The organism is Massilia mucilaginosa, from assembly GCF_011682145.1.
Lineage (GTDB): Bacteria > Pseudomonadota > Gammaproteobacteria > Burkholderiales > Burkholderiaceae_D > Telluria_A > Telluria_A mucilaginosa.
The window spans coordinates 265,196-283,975 of the sequence record NZ_WHJH01000004.1 but is presented as its reverse complement, the minus strand read 5'-3'; the positions used below and the strand labels follow the sequence as shown (position 1 = coordinate 283,975).

Genomic DNA, 18,780 nt, shown 5'->3' with positions numbered 1-18,780 from the left:
AATCGCGGCAACGTGCTTCTCCCAAAAAACGGTCGTGTTTTCCATGCTTGCTCCGGTATCAAATCGAAGTAGCAAGAATGCGGAAATTCGGATTAGCCAGCAAGTCTGGGGTTTATGGAGCGCTTACGATCGATACGGTGTGGTCTTCGTGCTGGTCGGTCATGGTGCATCCCTGTGGTATTTGTTTTCAAGCGTCTTCGCAAAGCCGCTGGCGGAGAAAAGGAAATCGATGTCGGCAACGAACGCCGGCTTGCCAGGCGTCGGCGGTGACAGTCCCGTCAGGAACCGGGACGTGGCGCAGATTTCGAAGAACTCACGCCACGCTGCCAGTCCCTCCGCCCTGGTCGCATAGCCGAACGGCTCGCAGCGCAGCTTCGACGCCTCCGTCCAGCGCGACCGGATAGCGCTCTTCCTCGCCGTATTGACGACCTTTGCCCGAGGGTTGCTCGGCAAGAGTTCGTGGTACAGCTCGACGAGTTCTGCGGTCGGGCATTGCCGAACGTCGTCGCTTGTCGACGATGCAGTTGAAGTTCTAAAGGATTCAGGAATCAGGATTCCACATTCAGGAATCAGGGCGTTATGGGACTGAGGGATAACTTGCTCTAACGGTGGACTAACGTTATCCAACGTTAAGGCACTGTTATCAACCTCCGAAAGTGTCCGCGCCTTATGGAAAATCCCCGTTACCCCACCGTTCTTACTGCGTTCGTTCACAGTGAAATAACCGACGGCATCTGGCAATACACTGTCTTTCTCCGTGGAGTGCGGGGCCTGATGCTTGCAGAAATTTAGGATCTCGATGACCTTATGCTCGCGGACCTGATACCGCGTGATAAATCCGCTGTCAGCCAAGAGTGCCAGGGCCTTGTCGCAGTCGACATCATCAGCTGGAAAAATCTCCATCTTGATTTTCCGTGGACGGTCGACCATGCGGCCTTCACGATCGGCGATCGTCCACAGACCGATGAACAGCAGGCGTACCTCGAACGGCAGCTCGACCAGCTCGTCGTTCGTGAAGAAGCCAGGCTTGATGTTGCGCGCTCTAGCCACCGTGCACCTCGCTCAGCGGCTCAGGCGATTCTGCCGGCAATGGCGCTGCCACAGCCACAAACAGGTGGCCGTAGCGTTCCAGGCTGGCGTACTGGCTGCATACGTCACCTGTGATCGTGGGCTCGGCATACTGCTGCCCTCCCCCCTCCGGCGCCAGGATGCGCACGCAACTGATGCACTTGGTCGTAAGGTCACCAACCGATCCATGGCACTTTGCGATGTCGGGACGCGCCACCAGGCCGGCTGCGCGCGAGGCTGCGCAAATGTCCAGGACCACTCTCATTTCCTTATGCATGGCTGCTCTCCGTGTTTTTGATGGGCGCGGCAACGCCGACCGATACTGTCAGATCACCCGGCTGCCAGGGACACTCCGCCCAGGCGACCAAGGTGTCGACCTCGCGCGCCGGCAGCGCCTTTTTGCGCAACTCGTGGGGCTCGCCGCAGCAGCGCATGCCATGGAGGCACGTGTCGGTCAGGTAAGGTGCGCGTACCATCACGGTCTCGTTGATCTGGAGAATCGTCGTCTCGGTGCCGTTGAGGTGCGCGTCGTCGCCGGTGAGGTTCTGCCAAATACACAGGTCGCCAACCTTGAGCGAGCCGTAGATGCGCTGTTCGAACTTCGTTTGCAAAAGTTGCTGGAGATTCATCGTCTACCCCCTCAGTTCGAAATAGCTATCAATGCATCGTCGAGCACGCTGATGTGATACGAGCCGACACGGCCATACCGTCCGTCGCCGACTTGGTCGACGGTGATGCCGCGCGCCTTGCTGAGGGCCGTCGCTTTCCGGCCAAGCTTGCCCAGCTCGATTTTGCTGAGGCCCAAGTCCCTAAAAAGGGAATAGCCGAGCGCTGTGAACGACTGCACGCTTGCGACTGCGGCGATCTGGTTAGCCTCGATGCGCTTGATGCTCTCGGCCTGGGCCGCGAGTTCAGCAGCGTGCGCGGCCTGCTGCGCTTTGATGGCCGAACTTTCGAAAAGCAGCGCCACCAGCGCGCGGTGTTCTGGCGACAGGCTGGCCATTGGGTCAGCCAAGGTTGCCGGCTTGGCGAAGTAGGACTTCACTAGTTGGCGCTGTACATCCCATGCGAGATCGTCGGTGAATGACTTCACCAACATGCTGTAACCGGTTTCGGTGAGGAGAAGAACCATTGCAGGCACTCCACCCTGCGGACGTGAAAAACCAAGCCGACGAATTTCGTCGGGCTGGTCAATCTCGAAGAAATCCTCGCCGGCGATAAGGCGACTACGGTTCTCGCGAAAGTTCCGACCCGCTGTTCCGTCAGGGCGCTGGTGTACCTGGTCGATCATTGCCAAGCTCATTACGCGTTGGCCGTGATGCTCGACCGGAGCCAGAGCAATACCGTTAATTTGCAGAGCGGAGGCGTGCAGAGTCCGCGCTGCCGGCTGGAAGCCGGCGGCTGTAGTGATGTTCATGGGTAGCTCCTTACGCGGATTTCAGGATGGCGCGAATTTCCTCGACTCGATAGAACGAGCCGCGTCCGCCACCGATACGGACGGGCATAGGAAATCGTGGGTTCGGACCTTTTTGACCGGCGAACCAAGTCGCCTTGCAGACGGGAATAATAGGCGGCACAGGTGGCGTCGCCTTCGGGTTGCCAAGGATTTGAGACAGCTTCAAAAAGCCAGTTTCGGGAAGTGGGTTCATTCGGTAGTGCTCCTATAAAGGCGCCTACCTAACGCAGTCAGCGCAGGATAGACGCCAAATAAAATTGCGGCAACAGTGCCATGCGATTTATTTGGTTCATGACCTATCCTGGTGAAGCGGGTCTCGTTGGGACAATTGGTGATGCGGGTTTCTTCGGTCTTGGCATTACAGTTAGCGCCGCAAACTAAGCGCCAAACAAACTTTAACATGTTTAAACGGACTCTTCTAGTCCATACGAAAAATTTTGAATTTTCGCTTTGCAACTTAACTGCTTCAATACATTGGCGCTTGTCCATGTTGGGATACTTCCATCTGTTTGAGCCCGATCAAGGCGATGGAAGAATCGTAGTGCTCGACATACTCGCCGGCAATGCATCTCAGTCGGAAGCTGTACAGTCTCAGCCGGAAGCTGTACAGCCTCCGGCTGAGACTGCCTACCGCCACCGCACTCCGACGTTCTGCGCATGCTCGCGAAGCCAGCCTGCAACTACCCTAGGTGTTCGGACAATGTTCTTCGTCGAAAGCCACATCGACAACGAGATCCCATTCCTTTCCGCATTCAAAATATATCCAAGTTCACTCCGAATTCGATCCCATTCAGCAATCGTCATGTCTTTGATCTCTCGGTTCGATTTGTGTCGATCGCTCTGCAATATTCGTATCTGTTCACCCTTTTTCTCCTGAACCTCATTTCTATTCTCGTATTCAAGCTTTTTTAACTCTGCATAATTGATTGCCTCCATTGCCTCCATGGAAAATTTTGCCGCCACACGAAGATTTTCCTGAAACATTCTAGCGTCTCTTTCATGTACGGGTAACTCATAAAATGACTCAAGATATTGGACCAACTCATTTAAAGGAGAATCTTCTATTATTAACAACTCTAGCGGCGCATCAAAGGCGAAAATGGCCTCAACTAACTTTGTTATTGCCAATACCGCAAATACTTCATGCTGAAAAAAATCAACAGTCACATCTTCGAATTCTGGATCGGGGAGACATACGATGATCGTTGGCTCAGCGGAGAGGTGTGACCATTGCTCCCTAAAGAAGCGGCGCATAGCAGAAATCTCACTGATACTTTGTGAAGATTGATAAAAATCAAATTGATCATCTGGCAACACAGCCAGAGTGTGATCCATGTCGACATATATTTTTTTTGTGCGTACTCGATTAATTAAAGCGCACAAATGAATCTGACGGTCATTCCTGCCTGCGAGTATGTTGCGTGCGCGGCGAGCGATATCGGAAAAATACGCGAAATACCAATCATCAGGAATTTCTGGTGTAATTGCTTCAAAGCGTTCAACCGCGTAAAGGGGAGAAAGATCTATGCGGTGCGACGTTAGCAAATGCTCAAGAACTTCCGGCATTCTCTCTCGAAAGGAGCTAAACTCATCTGGGTTTATGCTATCGCAAAATTCACATGCCGGAGGCTTGGAATGCGCCCCATCAATCAAGTTAGCGTATCCTTCGCCCAGGTTTTTATTGATGCGTTGCCATCCGTTATTGGCCATACAAAACTCCGTAACTATATTTAGGTGTTTGCGAACTTTAATTTGGGCAGTATTTCTGAACATTCAGGCTCGGTGGCTGGCTGAGCATCAAAAAAGACTTAATTCGATCAGCCTGTCCGTCTCCGCCGTAGGTTCAGTACTATCCAACTGCTGACGTATGCTTCTTGACGCAGCTACTTTGCCCTGACTCATCTGGGCTGGCAGCCGATGCGGGGGCCTTCGACTCTTGCCCTGTATCAGCTCTGCGCAATGCATCCGCATCTAGCGCACACTTGATTTCCCAGTCCAATTCTTGCATAAATTGCGCTTCAGCAGACAGATGAACTAATAGCCCCGCAATTCCCTTCAGTTGCTGAGGCGACATCTCCCATGCGGGGTTATGGAAGGCCGTCTGCAAAACATGTCCAATTGCTTCAATTCCGCTCATTAAGGTGTCGTTGGCATTAGTGGCATGCTGTGTCAGTGCTTCCGCTATAAGCCGGTCGTCCGGGGCAACCGGCTCGTATGCTGAGAAATGAGCCGACATCTGCCTCAGCAAGTGTCCGATTTCATAGGGCGCACGCTCTACAAATTTAAAGTAGGGATTGGGGACGCGAGCATTCATGCCTCACCTCCTTTCATTGACGATCCTTGCGCCTCAGCTTCATGGGAAAGCTGAGTAAGAACCCGAGCATGGCCGGCTGCACAGCGCACGAAATAGCTAACCTTGTCGTGGATTTTTGACGTTTTCCGATCAGGGCACACCAGTCCATCGAGAGCATCCAGTATGGCATCCATCAAAATGCCGAGCTCGCGTCCGTGCTGTTGGATTGTGTCGATGTCGACAGCTTGTTTGGCATCGGCAGTAGCCGGAGTGCTTCTAGGTAAGTTATCGCGCATCATTTTGCAACCTCGCTCATGTTGAAGTGGAAAGGCAGTCTCGCAAGGGCTCGGGCACCCTCCGCCTCGTCGAACTCGTTGATACGCCGGAGCGCCTCTTCAATGTCGAGGTCCACGTACTTCCCATCGACTAACGTGCGCACGGTGACGTCACAATCCAACCCTAAATTATCACCAAGCCAGCGACGTGGCTGAAATCCTCTTTTAGGCACGGAGCTCATGCTTCATCTCCCTCGACCACAGCGAGTTTTGCTTGCATTTCTCGTTCATTGTCCTCAAGGCAGCCCGCAGCGTTTTCGGTCAGTTGACGCGTCAATTTTGCGAGCGGCAGAAGCGGACACGCGTATCGGCCGGCCTCGGCATCCCCACTCTCATGAATTTCGATAAGCTCCACGAGCGCATACACCGCTGGCAGGATATTGTCATTGATGAAGCTCGCACCGATGGCTGCCATGTCGACAGCGTCGCGAGCGCGACCAATGGCCACCTCGCGGAGCGGATGGTGCAGGTCGGTCTTGCCGCTCGTGACTGCGGTGCCGATTTCCAAGCGCCACGGATGGGAGGCGTCATAGCCACTGGCGCTGAGGTAGCGATCCAAGTTCATCAGCGTTTGAAGCGGCGCTGCGACGCAGGCAGAGTCAGCCCCCGAAAAATGTTGACTGTTCGGTACTGCTACATTATTATCCATCTTGTTCATGTGTTTTCTCCAGATTACACTGATCCAATACAGCTAAAGGTGTTCCACCACCAATAGCCGCACTAACCTGGTTCCGCCAGGCCGGTCGCAAAAAATTAGAAGGGTCGGCTTGCACGCCGGCCCTTTGTCATTTCGTTTCTCGTAAAAGTTCTACCTCATCCGTCCCTCCATTGATTTAACACGGTGTTCGCTAACGCTGTTCTGCGAGACTAGTCGGGCTTGCTCGCGCCGACTCGTGACTCCTGACTCTCCAGCTGCTTGTTCATTCGCTCACGCAGGACGGCAATTACTTGCCCGTTCATCGAACGATCGTTTCGGCACGCATCCTCCTCAAGCCAAGTCTTCAGGTCCGCAGGCAACCTCAGTTGAAACTTGATTCCGATGCTCATTGCCGCTCCAAAATTTGTAAAAGTAGGGAAACTATATGGCTATTAGCCATCATATGCAAGGCATTTTTATGGCTCATAGCCATCATTTTAAAAATGGCTCATTGCCAGTATGCTGAAGCTATGAACTCAGAAAATTCAGGGCGCGCGCCCCAGCTCGCAGACAAGTTCGTTCTTCGCTTGCCGGACGGCATGCGCGCACAAATTGCAGCTCGTGCGAAGGAGAACAATCGCAGCATGAACGCGGAGATTGTTTTTCGCTTGGCACTCTCACTTGAGCCCGGACACATGGGCTCTACGAACGACGCGCAGGCTGCCGCGATTGCAGAAAAACTTGCGGCCCCGACGAACAGGCAAACGCTTGAATCCGTGGTCGAAACCTTGCTTAAACTGGGCGGGCACTGAAAGCATGAAGGCCGACATCTTCCTAGCGATGAAATACGAGCGACTCGTGATGAGGCTGGATGAGGTATGCCACGAAATCGGGGCCGAGATTGGGACGGTGCGCAGCCAGATGAGCGCCGGCACTTTTCCAATCCCGACACGCAACGAGGGCAATTTAGTGGTGGCCGACGTACGCGATGTCGGTAGTTACCTCGACCGATGTAGAGAGGAAGCCGCGCAGTCGCATGCGCCGTCAACTATACCCAAAGCAGACCATAGTCACGACAATACGTGCACTGAGCAGCCACAGAGCAATGCGGTCAAAATTTCCGACGAGGACATATCGCGTATCGCTAAAGCCGTGGCGGACTCCGTGGGCAAACGCGTCGCCCTGGTTGTACCAGGGTCGCTAGATCTGTGGGACACCAGCGACATTGCAGCATACCTCAAGCGATCAGCGGACACGGTTCGCAGGGATATCGTTGTTCAACCAAGCTTCCCCAAACCGGTCCGACTGCCCGGCACAGCGAAACCGCAAGCGCTGTACATTGCGCGCGAAGTGGTCCGGTGGGCGGAGAGCTTTCAGCAGCCATCCAAGACCCGCAAGGCGGTCGGCAAGCCGATCTGATCGAAAAATGCATCCAATGTGAGACTATGCGCGTACAAGTGAGAAGTCCATCATTTTGCTGCACGCAACTGTCGAGCAGTTTCACTTGGAGCACCATCATGCCTCTCAATTGCCTGATCACGATGCGCACACCCGCTGGCAGCGCAGTTGCCGAGATACGGGTAAATTCGATTGAACAGTTGGCGCGCGTCATGCCGCCCCAGGTCACGTCCTACGACGTACGCGACAACGGCCAAAGTCCACGGGGGCCAGTGGCTGACACAGAGCTACACGATCTGTTAACCGGGATATTAGCAGATGCCGAAAGCTCAAAATAGGTATTGGAAGTTGGAACGCATCGTCGCTCTGCAAGAGCGCGAGTGCAGCCAATTGAGCGCCACCAGACACGATTACAGTCTATTCTCAGTTGAAGTTGAGGCAAGCTTGTCGCAACTCATATTGCCTTAGTAGGCGCGAGGTGGGCCATGCTACATGATTTTCTCCGCAATAATCGCGACGACTTGACCTCGCGATGCCGCATTAAGGTCAACGCGCGTCCGGGTCGTAATGCAAGTCCAGGGCAGCTGGAAAACGGTGTTCCGATCTTCTTGGATCAACTGATTAGAACTTTGGAAACTGAAGAGTCCGCGATTCCGACCGATAGTTTACGCATTTCTGGACCGGCGGGTGGAGCGCAGACGCTTTCAGAAGTGAGCGTAACGGCAGCCCAGCATGGCAAAGACCTGCTTGACCTCGGGTTTAGCGTCGACCAAGTAGTACATGACTACGGCGATCTTTGTCAGGCTATTACAGACCTTGCGGTCGAGCGCGACGCCCCCTTTCGAGTCGAGGAGTTTCGCACCCTCAACCGCTGTTTAGACAATGCAATTTCCGATGCTGTCACGGAGTTCAGCTACCAGCGGGACGAGATTTTCGCAAGAAGACTTGCGGTAGAGTCAAATCGTCGCCTGGGATTCTATTCCGACGAACTCCGCAATCATCTTGGCACAGCATCTCTGGCGTTTACCGCTGCTAAAGCGGGAAATTTAAGTCTGGGTGGCGCCACCGGGTCAATCCTGGAAAGAGCTTTGATCTCACTACAAAAACTCATTGATGAATCGCTTGACGAGGTTCGGTCACGAAGCTTTGACCCAGCCATTTTGGAAGTGTTTTCCCTAGCAAAGATGATTCAGGAAATCGCTAACGCTGCTGACCCTGCGTCCTCGCACAGTGCTTGCACATTGCTCGTTCAACCAGTAGACATATCGCTCGGCCTGGTGGGCAACCGTGAACTACTGCTAACCGCTGTCGCATACATCCTTCAAAACGCGTTCAAGTTCACTAAGCCCAACACGGAAGTCTTGCTTACTGCGTACGGCGCAGCGGACCGGATCTTGATTGATATCCGTGACCATTGCGGCGGCCTAGCACCAGGGGTAGAGGAAACAATGTTTCTGCCATACTCGCAACGGGGTAGCAACCGAACTGGTTCTGGCATCGGACTTACAATTTCGCAGCAGAGCATCAATGCCGACAACGGAATCTTGTCCGTCCGGGATGTGCCAGGCACTGGTTGCATATTCACGGTATCTTTGCCCAGGCACACGCTGCCGAACTGAGATTCACAGCTCAGATCATCTTCCGGCGCAAATGCTGTTGACGGCCCATCGTTAGTTCAAAATTCCACGCTGCGATGCTCGCTGGACAGACAGCCGTCACGCCAGCGCTAAGGCACGCCTTAAATCTAAGGCACCGGTAAGGCACGGAGCAGGAAAACAAAAAGCCGGCATGTGCCGGCTTCTGCTAAGTCTTTGATTCTATTGGTCGGGACGGAGTGATTCGAACACTCGACCCCTTGCACCCCATGCAAGTACGCTACCAGGCTGCGCTACGCCCCGACGAGTTGCGAATTATATCAGAGCATCTTGCGTTTTTGGGACACAAAATCGCATCCCTCCCGTGCGCCCGCACGCACCTTGCGCTGCCTCAAACTCCTTACCAACACTGCGCGTTACCTACAACTCTACTAGCGGTTTGCTTCCGTACAGAACTACGACCAAAAGGACATTCAGGTACTATTTCTCAAACAGTGTTGTAATTAACGAAATTTACGATGAGAAAAACGGAGATCCCCTCCATGGAAATACAGAACAGCGACACCAGCCGCTTTCTTTCAACCGGCGTCCCGGGACTGGACACCATTCTCGGCGGCGGCCTCACCAGTGACCGCCTGTTCCTGATCGAAGGCGAGCCCGGCACAGGCAAGACCACGCTCGCCCTCCAGTTCCTGTACGAAGGCGTGCGGCGCGGCGAATCGGTCATCTATATCACCCTCGCCGAAACGCGCGTCGAGCTCAAGGCGGTGGCGCAGTCGCATGGCTGGTCGATGGACGGCATCCACGTCGAAGACATCATCCCCAACGAGAACATCCTCCACCCCGACCACCAGTTCACCATTTTCCACCCGTCCGAAATCGAGATGGGCATGACCACCCAGCGCATCCTCGACGCCATCGAAAAATACAAGCCGACCCGCGTCGTCCTCGATTCGCTCTCCGAACTGCAGCTGCTGGCCGAAAGCCCGCTGCGCTACCGCCGCCAGGTGCTCGCGCTCAAGCAGTACCTGTCCGGCAAAGGCTGCACCACCCTGTTCCTCGACGACCGCACCGCCCTGTCCGGCGACCTGCAGGTGCGCAGCGTGGCGCATGGCGTCATCACGCTCGAATTGATCAACCAGGACTACGGCTCCGAACGGCGCCGCATGCGCATCGTCAAATACCGCGGCATCGCCTTTCGCGGCGGCTCGCACGACTACAAAATCGTCACCGGCGGCCTGGTGGTCTTCCCGCGCCTGATCGCCGCCCACACGCGCGTGCACACCGAACGCAAACAGCTCTCGAGCGGCATCGCGCAGCTCGACGCCCTCACCGGCGGCGGCCTCGATGAAGGCACCAGCACCCTGCTCTCCGGCCCACCGGGCACCGGCAAGTCGTCGCTGTGCGCGCAGTACGTGTATGCGGCCACGCAGCGCGGCCAGAAAGCGGCCATGTTCCTGTTCGAGGAAGCGGCCAACAACCTGCTGCTGCGCTCCACCGGCCTCGGTATCGATCTGCAGGGCGCGATCGACAGCGGCCTGCTCACCATCAAGCAGATCGACCCGGCCGAAATGGCGCCCGGCGAATTCATGCAGTCGGTGACCGATGCCGAAGCCGGCGGCGCGCGCGTGATCGTCATCGACAGCCTCAATGGCTATCTGAAGGCGATGCCCGACGAGCGCTTCCTCGCCACCCACATGCACGAGCTGCTGACCTACCTGGGCCAGCGCGGCGTGGTCACCATCTTGGTCGGCGTGCAGGCGGGCGTGATCGGCTCGAACATGAGCACCACGGTCGACGCCAGCTACATCGCCGACAGCGTCATCATGCTGCGCTACTTCGAAGCGCGCGGCAAGGTGCGCCAGGCCATCTCGGTATTCAAGAAGCGCGTCGGCCTGCACGAACGCACCATCCGCCTGTTCTCGATGAGCAGCAAGGGCATCCAGGTGGGCGAAGTGCTGACCAGCTTCCACGGCATCCTGACCGGTGTTCCCACCTTCGACGACAGCCAGTGCCACGTGCTGTTCGACGACGAAAACGGATAAGCGAAAAGCGGCCTATGGAAAAACGTGTCCTGATCTACGCCCCGACCGGACAAGACGCGGTGCTGGCATCGAAAATGCTCACCCTCGCGCAAGTCGACAACCTGGTCACCGAAAACGTCCAGCGGCTCTCCGAAGAGCTCCTGATCGGCGTCGGCGCCGTGCTCACGGTCGAAGAAGCGCTGTCGAACGGCGGCCTCAAAGCGCTCGGCGAATTCGTCCAGCGCCAGCCCAACTGGTCGGACCTGCCGATCGTGCTGCTCACGCACCGCGGTCCCGACTCGCTCAGCGTGCGCCAGGCCATCAGCGCCCTCGGCAACGTCACCCTGCTCGAGCGCCCGGTGCGTACCCTGACCCTCATCACGTCGCTGCAATCGGTGCTGCGCGCGCGCGAAAAGCAGTACCAGGTGCGCGAGACCGACCGCCGCAAGGATGAATTCCTGGCCAGCCTCGGTCACGAACTGCGTAACCCGCTGGCGCCCATCCGCACCTCGATGAGCGTACTCAATCACCTGTATCCCGACCAGGCGCCCGTCAAAAAGGTGAGCGACGTGATCGAGCGCCAGGTGACCCATCTCACGCGCCTGGTCGACGACCTGCTCGACGTGGCCCGCATCAACAGCGGCAAGATCGAACTGCAGCGCGACTACACCACCTTTGCGCAGGTGATGGAACACGTCACCGAACTGTGCTCGGCCGCCGCGGCGGCCAAGCGCATCAAGATCGACGTGGCCATGCCGCCCGACGACGTGGTGCTCTACGCCGACTACGCGCGCGTGGTGCAGATTGTCGCCAACATCGTCTCCAACGCGGTCAAGTTCACGCCGGCCGACGGCTACATCAGCGTGCGCGGGCAGGTCGAATTCGGCGCCCTGAACATCTACGTCAAGGATACCGGCATCGGGCTCGAAGCGGCCGCCGTCAAGCGCATTTTCGCCATGTTCGAACAAAGCCGCCCGCCCTCGGGCCAGATCGCCAGCGGTCTCGGAATCGGCTTGAGCCTGTCGCGCCAGTTCGCCGAAATGCATGGCGGCAGCGTGCGCGCCGCCAGCGAGGGACTTGGCAAGGGCAGCGAGTTTATCGTCACCCTGCCGGTGGTGAGCGAAGCGCGTCCGGCCCATCCCGCGCCCATGGCCGACATCATCGGCTCGCCCGACCAGCGGCCCAAAGTGCTGGTGGTGGACGACAACCGCGATGCGGCGGACTCGCTGCAGGCGCTGTTCGAAATGGAAAACTGTAACGTCGCCACGGCCTACGACGGCTTTGAGGCGGTGCAGGCGGTGGAACAGGGCATGCCCGACATGATCGTGATGGACCTCGGCATGCCGAGCATGGACGGCTACGAAGCGGCGCGCCGCATCCGCCTCAAACCCGGTTCGCAATCGGTGCTGATGATCGCCCTCACCGGCTGGGGCCAGAGCGACGCCCGCCAGCGCACCCTCGACGCCGGCTTCGACCATCACCTCATCAAGCCGGTCAACTTCGACGAAATCAAGCGCCTGGCCGACGGCCGCCTGGCCAGGCCGCAGGGCTTGCGCCTGATTGGCTAGCCGTCGGTTTTCGCCAGCCGCGGCGAGGCGGGCGCGCCGCTCTCGAGCGCTTCCACCAGGCGCGCCATGTCGACCGGCTTGACCAGGTGCGCATCGAATCCCGCGCCGAGCGCGCGTTCGCGGTCGCTGTCCTGCCCATAGCCGGTCAGCGCCACCAGCCGCACCTTGCTGGTGGCCGGGTCGGCCCGCATGCGCCGCGCCACTTCATAGCCGTCGATGCCCGGCAGGCCGATATCGACCAGCGCAATGTCGGGGCACGCCGCGCCAGCCTGGCGCAGGCCGTCGGCACCGTCGACGGCGGTGTCGACCCGGTACTGCTGCGCCTCCAGCATCATGGCCATCATCTCGCGCCCGTCCTCGTTATCTTCGATCAGCAGCACGCGCTGGCGCGACGATGGCGCCGGCGCCGGCACGCTCACCTCGGACTGCGGCGGCTGCACGCGCGGCAGGCGCAGTTCGAAACTGCTGCCCAGGCCCATGCCGGCGCTGCGCACGTCGACTTGGCCGCCGTGCATCAGCGCCAGTTGCCGCACCAGCGCCAGCCCGACGCCAAGGCCACCCTGCGCGCGGTCGAGCGGACGCGCGCCCTGCACGAACAGGTCGAACACGTACGGCATCAGCTCCGGCGCAATGCCGATGCCGGAATCGGACACGCACAGCACCGCGTCGTCGCCCTCACTGGTCACGTTCACCGAAATCGTGCCGCCGGCCGGGGTGTATTTGAGTGCGTTGTCGAGCAGGTTGGAGACGATCTGCTCGAGCCGGGTCGGGTCGCCATCGACCCACACCGGCACGCTATCGACGCGCAGCTCATGGCGCGCCGAGCGCTGCGACGCGCGCAGGGTGCTCATGTAATTGTCGATCACCTGGTCCAGCCGCAGCGCGCGCCGCTCCAGCAGGATTTTCCCGGAGTGAACCCGCCCCATATCGAGCAGGTCGTCCACGATGCGGCTCAGGTGCCCGCTCTGGCGCGTGATGATCTCGCGCGCGCGTTCATTGGCGGCGGCCGGCATGCCCGGATGGGCCATCACGGTGGTCGCATTCACGATCGCCGCCAGCGGGTTGCGCAGTTCGTGCCCCAGCATCGCCAGGAATTCATCCTTGGCCCGGTTCTGCTGTTCGGCCCTGGTACGCGCCTCGTGTTCGCGCTCGAACAGAATCTCGCGCTCGGTTTCGGCCGCAAGGCGCGACTGCTTTTCCTGCTCGACCACCGCCGCCGCCGCCGCAATCGCCGCCTGCACTTCGTCCACCTCGGCCACGCCCGACACGCCGCTGCGGGCCGCCACGCCGCCGACGCCGAGCGCATGCGCCGAGCGCGCCACCTGACGAATCGAGCGCGACAGCCGGCGCGCAAAGAACACGGCGGCGACGGCGGCGCAGCACACCGCCGCCGCCAGTCCGATAATGGAGACCATCAGCGCGCTGCGCGCCGCCGATTCGATTTCGGCTTCCGGCACGCCCACGGCCACCGTCCATCCGGACAGCGCCGAGCGTTCCAGCACCGTGTACAGCTTCATGTTGTCGTCGCTGGCGTTGCGGATCACGCCGATGGTCTTGCTGCGGATCGCTTCGCGCAGGTCCGGGCGGGTGTCGCCGCGTCCCGCCGCGCCGCCTCCGTAGGTCTGGGCAATCGTCATGCCGTTGCGGTCGTACACGCCGGCCAGCCAGGTCGGCGGCGCGTTCACCTGGGTCAGTACACCGTTGAAGTGGTCGATCTTGAAGCCCTGCGCGATCACGTAGCGCATGCCGTCCGGCGTGGTGACCGGCACGTCGACCACCACCAGCAAGGCTTGCGTGACGACGCCGCGAATCAGGTTCGATATTTGCGGCGTGCCGGCATCGAGCACCTGGGCCACGCGCAGGGCCGCGTCCGGACCAGGCAGAGGTGCGCCGAACGGCACTGCGGTATTGATCAGCTGCTGCCCGCGCTCGTCGAGCAGCGCGGTCCAGGTGGCGCCCACCTTGTCGGCGAAGCGCGCCTGCTCGTAGAAGCCGGCCAGGTCGCCGCGCGCCAGGTGCGGCGAGGTGGCCAGCATGCGCACCGCGCTCTGGGTGTTGGTCAGTTCGCGGTCGATGCTCACCAGCGAGATGCGCGCCGTTTCGCGCACCCCCTTGAGCGCCGCTTCGCGCTCGGCCTTGAGCAGCATGTTGAGCGAAATCGTCGAGAACAGGATGACCGGAATCAGGATCGCCGCGACCATCAGCGCGAGATAAGCGCGGATTTTCATGGCAGCGGCGGCGAAAGACTGTTCATGGAATGCTGCGGCCTTTGAAAAACGGAAGAAGTGGCAAAATGCCGTACGGTTGCAATTATATCCACTTTCTCACGCATTCTTGCGGCCCGGTCAAGCGGCCCTACTTCCAGTCGCCGCGCAAGGCCAGCACCTGCTGGTGCAGGTAATCGGGGGTGGCGTCTTCGGGCGCGACCGGCGCGCCGACCGCCAGCGCCAGGCGCGAACGCGGCCCGCGCGCGAAGGTGCGCTCGAACAGATTGGCCGGATCGCGCGTGAGCAGGCTGCCCCACAGGCCGCGCAGCGCCATCGGAATGACCGGCACCTTGCTGCGTTCGACGATCTTGGCGATCCCGCCGCGGAACTCGCCCATCTCGCCGGTCGAGGTCAGGCGCCCTTCCGGGAAGATGCACACCAGGTCCCCTTCGTGCAGCGCCTGGGCGATGTCGATATATGCCTTCTCCATCAGGAACGGGTCTTCCTTGGCCGGCGCGATGGGAATGGCGCGGGCGGTGCGGAACAGCCAGCCCATGAGCGGCATCTTGAAGATCTTATGGTCCATCACAAAGCGGATCGGACGCGGGCTGGCCGCGCCGATCACCAGCGCATCGACATAGCTGACGTGGTTGCACACCAGGACCGCCGGGCCTTCATCGGGAATGCGGTCCACGTCCACCGTCTTGACGCGGTGGATGGTGTGGATCAGCATCCAGGCCACGAAGCGCACCAGGAATTCCGGCACCAGCGAGAAGATATACAATGCCACGACAGCGTTGATGATCGCGGTGGCCAGGAACATCTGCGGAATCGTGAAATCGAGCTTGATCATCACAATGGCCAGGCCGGCCGCGCCGATCATGAACAGCGCGTTCAGGATATTCATGCCGCCGATGGTGCGCGACAGGTGGGCCGGCTCGCAGCGCGTCTGGATCAGGGCGAACAGCGGCACGATGAACAGGCCGCCGAACACGCCCACCATCGCAATATCGAACAGCACGCGCGCCACGCCCGCCTGCGCCAGGATGCCCATCATGTCCACCTCCAGCGCCGGGCGCACGTAGCCCATGCTGGCGAAATACAGGTCGATACCGAACAGCGACAGGCCGATCGAACCGAACGGCACCAGGCCGATTTCGACCTTGTGGCCCGAGAGCTTTTCGCACAACAGCGAGCCGACGCCGACGCCGACCGAGAACACGGTGAGCAGCATCACGAACACGCTGTAGTCGCCATGCAGGAAATTCTTGGCGTACAGCGGGAACTGCGACAGGATCATGGCGCCGTAAAACCAGAACCACGAATTACCCAGCATCGACAGGAACACGGTGCGGTTCTTGCGCGCGTGGCCGATGTTGCGCACCGATTCGGCAAACGGGTTCGGATTGATTTTCAGGTCCGGCATCGGCGCCGGCGAGTGCGGAATGCGGTAGCTGGCCGCAAGGCCAGCGACTGCGAAGAACATGGTGGCGCCGGCCACCAGCACCAGGCCGTTGGGCTTTAACACCAGCGCCGCACCCAGGATCTGCCCGAGCAGGATGCCCACAAAAGTGCCCATTTCGACCACGCCGTTGCCGCCGACCAGCTCTTCCGGTTTCAGGTGCTGCGGCATGTAGGCATACTTGACGGGGCCGAACAGGGTCGAATGCACGCCCATGCCGACCACCGAGGCGATCAGCAGCCACAGGGTGTGCGTCATCCAGCCGATGCCGGCCACCAGCATGATGGCGATCTCCAGCATCTTCACAAAACGCGCCAGGCGTCCTTTCTCGACCTTTTCGGCGATCTGCCCGGCGGTCGCCGAAAACACCACGTACGGCAAAATGAACAGGCCCGGAATCAGGCTGTTCAGGATGGCCGGATCGATCGTGGTCCAGCTGGCCGCTTCGAACGTCAATATCACCAGCAAGGCCGTCTTGAAGACGTTGTCGTTGAAGGCGCCGAGAAACTGGGTCCAGAAGAACGGCGCGAAGCGGCGCTGCGCGAGGAGGGAAAACTGGCTGGATTGACTCATGCTGATCGTTCTCTCAGGGTCTTGATGTGGCAAAAAAAGTGGCTGTTCATCGGCAGGGTAATCACGGCTGGCGCAGCAAGGCCTTGAAGGCCTGCGGTACCCACGGCCGCGCGGCCACGATGAAGCTGATCGCGTGGCGCTGGTCGAACGGCAGGCGCGTTTCGTGCTGGTGCTGCTGCGCGAATTCGGCCGCCACCTGCTTGAGGCGTTCGAGCAGCGCCGCGCCGGACTGCTTCGACAGCATCACGTTCACCAGCCGCATGACTTCATCTTCGCCATCGAAGCGCGAGTTCAGGTAGTCGGCCGCCGCCTCGTGCCGGAAGTAGCCCTGGATCGGGCCATTCGCGATCCAGCCGAAGGTGCGCGCGATCAGCAGCTTGACCCGGTTATTCGGCAGCAGCTCCAGAAAACCGATGCGGTCCAGCCGCAGCAAATATTTGGTCACTTCGGCTTCGGTCATGTCGTAAAAACGCACAATATCGTCGAAGCAGATGTGGTTCATGGCCGACACGGCCACCACCAGCAGGCGCGGATCGCCGATGATTTCGCGCTCCTGCGCCAGGGTCAGGTGCGAAATCAGGGTCGGCGCCGACTGCGCCGCACTGAGTTCGTCGAACTCGATGCCGGTCGCCGTGAGGATCTCGTCGAGCCGCTGCAAAGTGAAATTCTTCTGTGAAAACATACGCTTAACGCTGGCCTCCGACATGCCGATCCGTCCGGCCAGGTCGCCGTAAGTGATGCCGCGCCCCTTCAACAGGCGCTTCAAGGTGTCGACAAGTGTAATTGCGTGCGGCATTTCCGTATCCCTCTGAATTCTGGTAGCAAATATTAATACTTATTCGCAATAAAAGCGATACGACCTATCATGTCATTTAGCGAAGGCCAATCTTGCGTAAGATGTGCTTGCCAACCCGGCTACTCATATATGAAGGAACAGCATGAAAACCAAGCTGATGATCGTCGCCATCGCCTGCGCCCTGCTCGGCGCCAATCCGGCCGCGCAGGCCCAGGGCTCTAACCTGTCCACGTCGGCCAGCAACGTATCGGGCAACGTGGTGTTCGGAAGTATGCTGGTGGTGGCCGTCGGGGGCAGCGTGGTGGCGCAGAGCGTGGAAACGGTCGCCGACGGCACCATGGTGGTCTTCAAGAACGTCGCCGACGGCTCCACCGCCACCGTCAAATTCAGTGGCGATGGCGCCAGGGGCTTTTCGAACCTGGTCGGCCAGACCGTCACGGTCACCGCCACCGCCAGCGGCCATGTGCTGATCGCCGCCGGCAAGGTGATCGCCTTCATCCCGACCGAAATCGGCAAGGGCTTGCTGCATCACTCGCAAAACGGCGCGAAGGGCTGAGCATGAAGCGCTTCGGTCGAGGTCTCGTCTTTGCGCTTGTCCTGGCGCTTGCCGCGCCGCTGCACAGCGCGCACGCCGGCACCGCCTGCGAGCAGGTCGCGCAGGATGCCGACAGCTTCGTCAAGGCGGTCAAGCTGGCCGAAAACACCAGCGCCGCCCTCGACGCCTCCGGGGCCGAGGTGGCGCTGATCGCGCGCGTCGGCCAGGATCTGTCCAAATACGACCTGCGCTACTCGCACATGGCCTACGCCTGGCGCGACCATCCCAAGGGCCGCTGGACCGTGGTGCACCTGCTGAACCAGTGCGGCACGGCCAGCTCCAAGGTGTTCGACCAGGGCCTGGCCAACTTCTTCCTCGACGATTTGTTCGCCTACGAAAGCCAGATCGTGATCCCGGGCGCGCCAAGCCAGAAGCGCATCGCCGCCATGCTGGCCTCCGGGGCGCCGGCACGCCTGCACGGCGCGCACTACAACATGCTGGCCTTCCCGTATTCGACCAAGTACCAGAACTCCAACCAGTGGGTGCTCGAAACCTACGCCGCCAGCGAATCGGCCATCGAAGACCGCGGCGCCGCCCAGTCCTGGCTCAAGCAGGCCGGCTACGCGCCGGACACGATCTGGGTGCCGTCGGTCAAGCGCCTCGGCGCGCGCGTGTTCCGCGCCAACGTGGCCTTCGACGACCATCCGCTGGGCCGCCGCATCGCCGGCCAGATCGACATCGTCACCGTCGAATCGGTGGTGCGCTTCGTGAAGAAGCGCGATTCCGCCGTCACCGAGAGCGTGGTCGGCATCCGCTAAGTACGTGTGCAGAAG

22 protein-coding genes and 1 tRNA gene are annotated in these 18,780 nt (G+C 59.5%); 7 read left to right on the top strand and 16 right to left on the bottom strand.

Features of this window, described 5'->3' with window-relative positions; all coding sequences use genetic code 11:
• Positions 1 to 159: 159 nt before the first annotated feature.
• From F2P45_RS06345 to F2P45_RS37220, 12 genes are all read right to left on the bottom strand, one after another.
• Complete coding sequence (locus F2P45_RS06345; protein ID WP_166871546.1) at positions 160 to 1,050, bottom strand: hypothetical protein; 891 nt, start codon at positions 1,048 to 1,050, stop codon at positions 160 to 162.
• Positions 1,043 to 1,345: a hypothetical protein gene (locus F2P45_RS06340; RefSeq protein WP_166871543.1), complete on the bottom strand. Its 303-nt coding sequence runs from the start codon at positions 1,343 to 1,345 to the stop codon at positions 1,043 to 1,045. The genes F2P45_RS06345 and F2P45_RS06340 overlap by 8 nt, the downstream gene beginning before the upstream one ends.
• Positions 1,338 to 1,697 (bottom strand): hypothetical protein, encoded by a 360-nt coding sequence (locus tag F2P45_RS06335; protein ID WP_166871541.1) that lies wholly within the window; start codon positions 1,695 to 1,697, stop codon positions 1,338 to 1,340. Before F2P45_RS06335 ends, F2P45_RS06340 begins: the two co-directional genes overlap by 8 nt.
• An 11-nt stretch (positions 1,698 to 1,708) precedes the next feature.
• Positions 1,709 to 2,485 carry an ORF6N domain-containing protein gene (locus F2P45_RS06330; RefSeq protein ID WP_166871538.1) on the bottom strand — a complete coding sequence of 259 codons (777 nt, stop codon included), beginning with the start codon at positions 2,483 to 2,485 and terminating at the stop codon, positions 1,709 to 1,711.
• 10 nt (positions 2,486 to 2,495) lie between these two features.
• Positions 2,496 to 2,717: a transcriptional regulator gene (locus F2P45_RS06325; protein ID WP_166871535.1), complete on the bottom strand. Its 222-nt coding sequence runs from the start codon at positions 2,715 to 2,717 to the stop codon at positions 2,496 to 2,498.
• A complete protein-coding gene (locus tag F2P45_RS35570) occupies positions 2,714 to 3,013 on the bottom strand; it encodes a hypothetical protein (protein ID WP_223164685.1) in 300 nt (99 codons plus the stop codon). Before F2P45_RS35570 ends, F2P45_RS06325 begins: the two co-directional genes overlap by 4 nt.
• Before the next feature lie 138 nt (positions 3,014 to 3,151).
• A complete protein-coding gene (locus tag F2P45_RS06320) occupies positions 3,152 to 4,234 on the bottom strand; it encodes a hypothetical protein (RefSeq protein WP_166871532.1) in 1,083 nt (360 codons plus the stop codon).
• A 139-nt stretch (positions 4,235 to 4,373) separates the two neighbouring features.
• On the bottom strand, positions 4,374 to 4,838 hold the full coding sequence (locus tag F2P45_RS06315; protein ID WP_166871529.1) for a hypothetical protein: 465 nt from the start codon (positions 4,836 to 4,838) through the stop codon (positions 4,374 to 4,376).
• On the bottom strand, positions 4,835 to 5,116 hold the full coding sequence (locus F2P45_RS06310) for a hypothetical protein (RefSeq protein ID WP_166871526.1): 282 nt from the start codon (positions 5,114 to 5,116) through the stop codon (positions 4,835 to 4,837). Before F2P45_RS06310 ends, F2P45_RS06315 begins: the two co-directional genes overlap by 4 nt.
• Positions 5,113 to 5,334 (bottom strand): hypothetical protein, encoded by a 222-nt coding sequence (locus F2P45_RS06305; RefSeq protein ID WP_166871524.1) that lies wholly within the window; start codon positions 5,332 to 5,334, stop codon positions 5,113 to 5,115. The genes F2P45_RS06310 and F2P45_RS06305 overlap by 4 nt, the downstream gene beginning before the upstream one ends.
• Positions 5,331 to 5,810 (bottom strand): hypothetical protein, encoded by a 480-nt coding sequence (locus F2P45_RS06300; protein ID WP_166871523.1) that lies wholly within the window; start codon positions 5,808 to 5,810, stop codon positions 5,331 to 5,333. Before F2P45_RS06300 ends, F2P45_RS06305 begins: the two co-directional genes overlap by 4 nt.
• A 209-nt stretch (positions 5,811 to 6,019) precedes the next feature.
• On the bottom strand, positions 6,020 to 6,199 hold the full coding sequence (locus F2P45_RS37220) for an Arc family DNA-binding protein (RefSeq protein WP_166871521.1): 180 nt from the start codon (positions 6,197 to 6,199) through the stop codon (positions 6,020 to 6,022).
• On the opposite strand from F2P45_RS37220, the gene F2P45_RS06290 reads away from it, so the two are divergent.
• The 3 genes from F2P45_RS06290 (at position 6,176) to F2P45_RS06280 (ending at position 8,806) form a co-directional block, all read left to right on the top strand.
• Complete coding sequence (locus tag F2P45_RS06290; protein ID WP_223164684.1) at positions 6,176 to 6,601, top strand: Arc family DNA-binding protein; 426 nt, start codon at positions 6,176 to 6,178, stop codon at positions 6,599 to 6,601. The two genes, F2P45_RS37220 and F2P45_RS06290, sit on opposite strands and share 24 nt — an antisense overlap.
• A gap of 4 nt (positions 6,602 to 6,605) precedes the next feature.
• Positions 6,606 to 7,208, top strand: a complete 603-nt coding sequence (locus F2P45_RS35435) for a hypothetical protein (protein ID WP_187367147.1) — start codon at positions 6,606 to 6,608, stop codon at positions 7,206 to 7,208.
• Positions 7,209 to 7,672: 464 nt separating this feature from the next.
• Positions 7,673 to 8,806, top strand: coding sequence for a sensor histidine kinase (locus F2P45_RS06280; protein ID WP_166871519.1), 1,134 nt, complete (start codon positions 7,673 to 7,675; stop codon positions 8,804 to 8,806).
• Positions 8,807 to 9,008: 202 nt separating this feature from the next.
• Here the strand turns inward: F2P45_RS06280 and F2P45_RS06275 are convergent.
• Positions 9,009 to 9,085 (bottom strand) — tRNA-Pro (locus F2P45_RS06275).
• 239 nt (positions 9,086 to 9,324) lie between these two features.
• On the opposite strand from F2P45_RS06275, the gene F2P45_RS06270 reads away from it, so the two are divergent.
• Both F2P45_RS06270 and F2P45_RS06265 read left to right on the top strand, forming a co-directional pair.
• Positions 9,325 to 10,827: an ATPase domain-containing protein gene (locus tag F2P45_RS06270; RefSeq protein ID WP_166871517.1), complete on the top strand. Its 1,503-nt coding sequence runs from the start codon at positions 9,325 to 9,327 to the stop codon at positions 10,825 to 10,827.
• Positions 10,828 to 10,841: 14 nt separating this feature from the next.
• Positions 10,842 to 12,374 (top strand): hybrid sensor histidine kinase/response regulator, encoded by a 1,533-nt coding sequence (locus tag F2P45_RS06265; protein WP_166871516.1) that lies wholly within the window; start codon positions 10,842 to 10,844, stop codon positions 12,372 to 12,374.
• On the opposite strand, the gene F2P45_RS06260 is transcribed toward F2P45_RS06265, so the two are convergent.
• From F2P45_RS06260 to F2P45_RS06250, 3 genes are all read right to left on the bottom strand, one after another.
• Positions 12,371 to 14,602: an ATP-binding protein gene (locus F2P45_RS06260; RefSeq protein WP_229504937.1), complete on the bottom strand. Its 2,232-nt coding sequence runs from the start codon at positions 14,600 to 14,602 to the stop codon at positions 12,371 to 12,373. The genes F2P45_RS06265 and F2P45_RS06260 overlap by 4 nt on opposite strands.
• Positions 14,603 to 14,729: 127 nt before the next feature.
• On the bottom strand, positions 14,730 to 16,616 hold the full coding sequence (locus tag F2P45_RS06255) for an MFS transporter (RefSeq protein ID WP_166871514.1): 1,887 nt from the start codon (positions 16,614 to 16,616) through the stop codon (positions 14,730 to 14,732).
• A gap of 61 nt (positions 16,617 to 16,677) precedes the next feature.
• Entirely contained in the window at positions 16,678 to 17,412 is a 735-nt protein-coding gene (locus F2P45_RS06250) for a helix-turn-helix domain-containing protein (RefSeq protein WP_229421833.1), read from the bottom strand.
• 142 nt (positions 17,413 to 17,554) lie between these two features.
• Between F2P45_RS06250 and F2P45_RS06245 the strand changes: the two genes are divergently transcribed.
• Together F2P45_RS06245 and F2P45_RS06240 are read left to right on the top strand one after the other, a co-directional pair.
• Complete coding sequence (locus F2P45_RS06245) at positions 17,555 to 17,968, top strand: hypothetical protein (protein ID WP_166871511.1); 414 nt, start codon at positions 17,555 to 17,557, stop codon at positions 17,966 to 17,968.
• A gap of 2 nt (positions 17,969 to 17,970) precedes the next feature.
• Positions 17,971 to 18,765 (top strand): DUF2145 domain-containing protein, encoded by a 795-nt coding sequence (locus F2P45_RS06240; RefSeq protein ID WP_166871510.1) that lies wholly within the window; start codon positions 17,971 to 17,973, stop codon positions 18,763 to 18,765.
• The last annotated feature ends 15 nt before the right edge of the window (positions 18,766 to 18,780 follow it).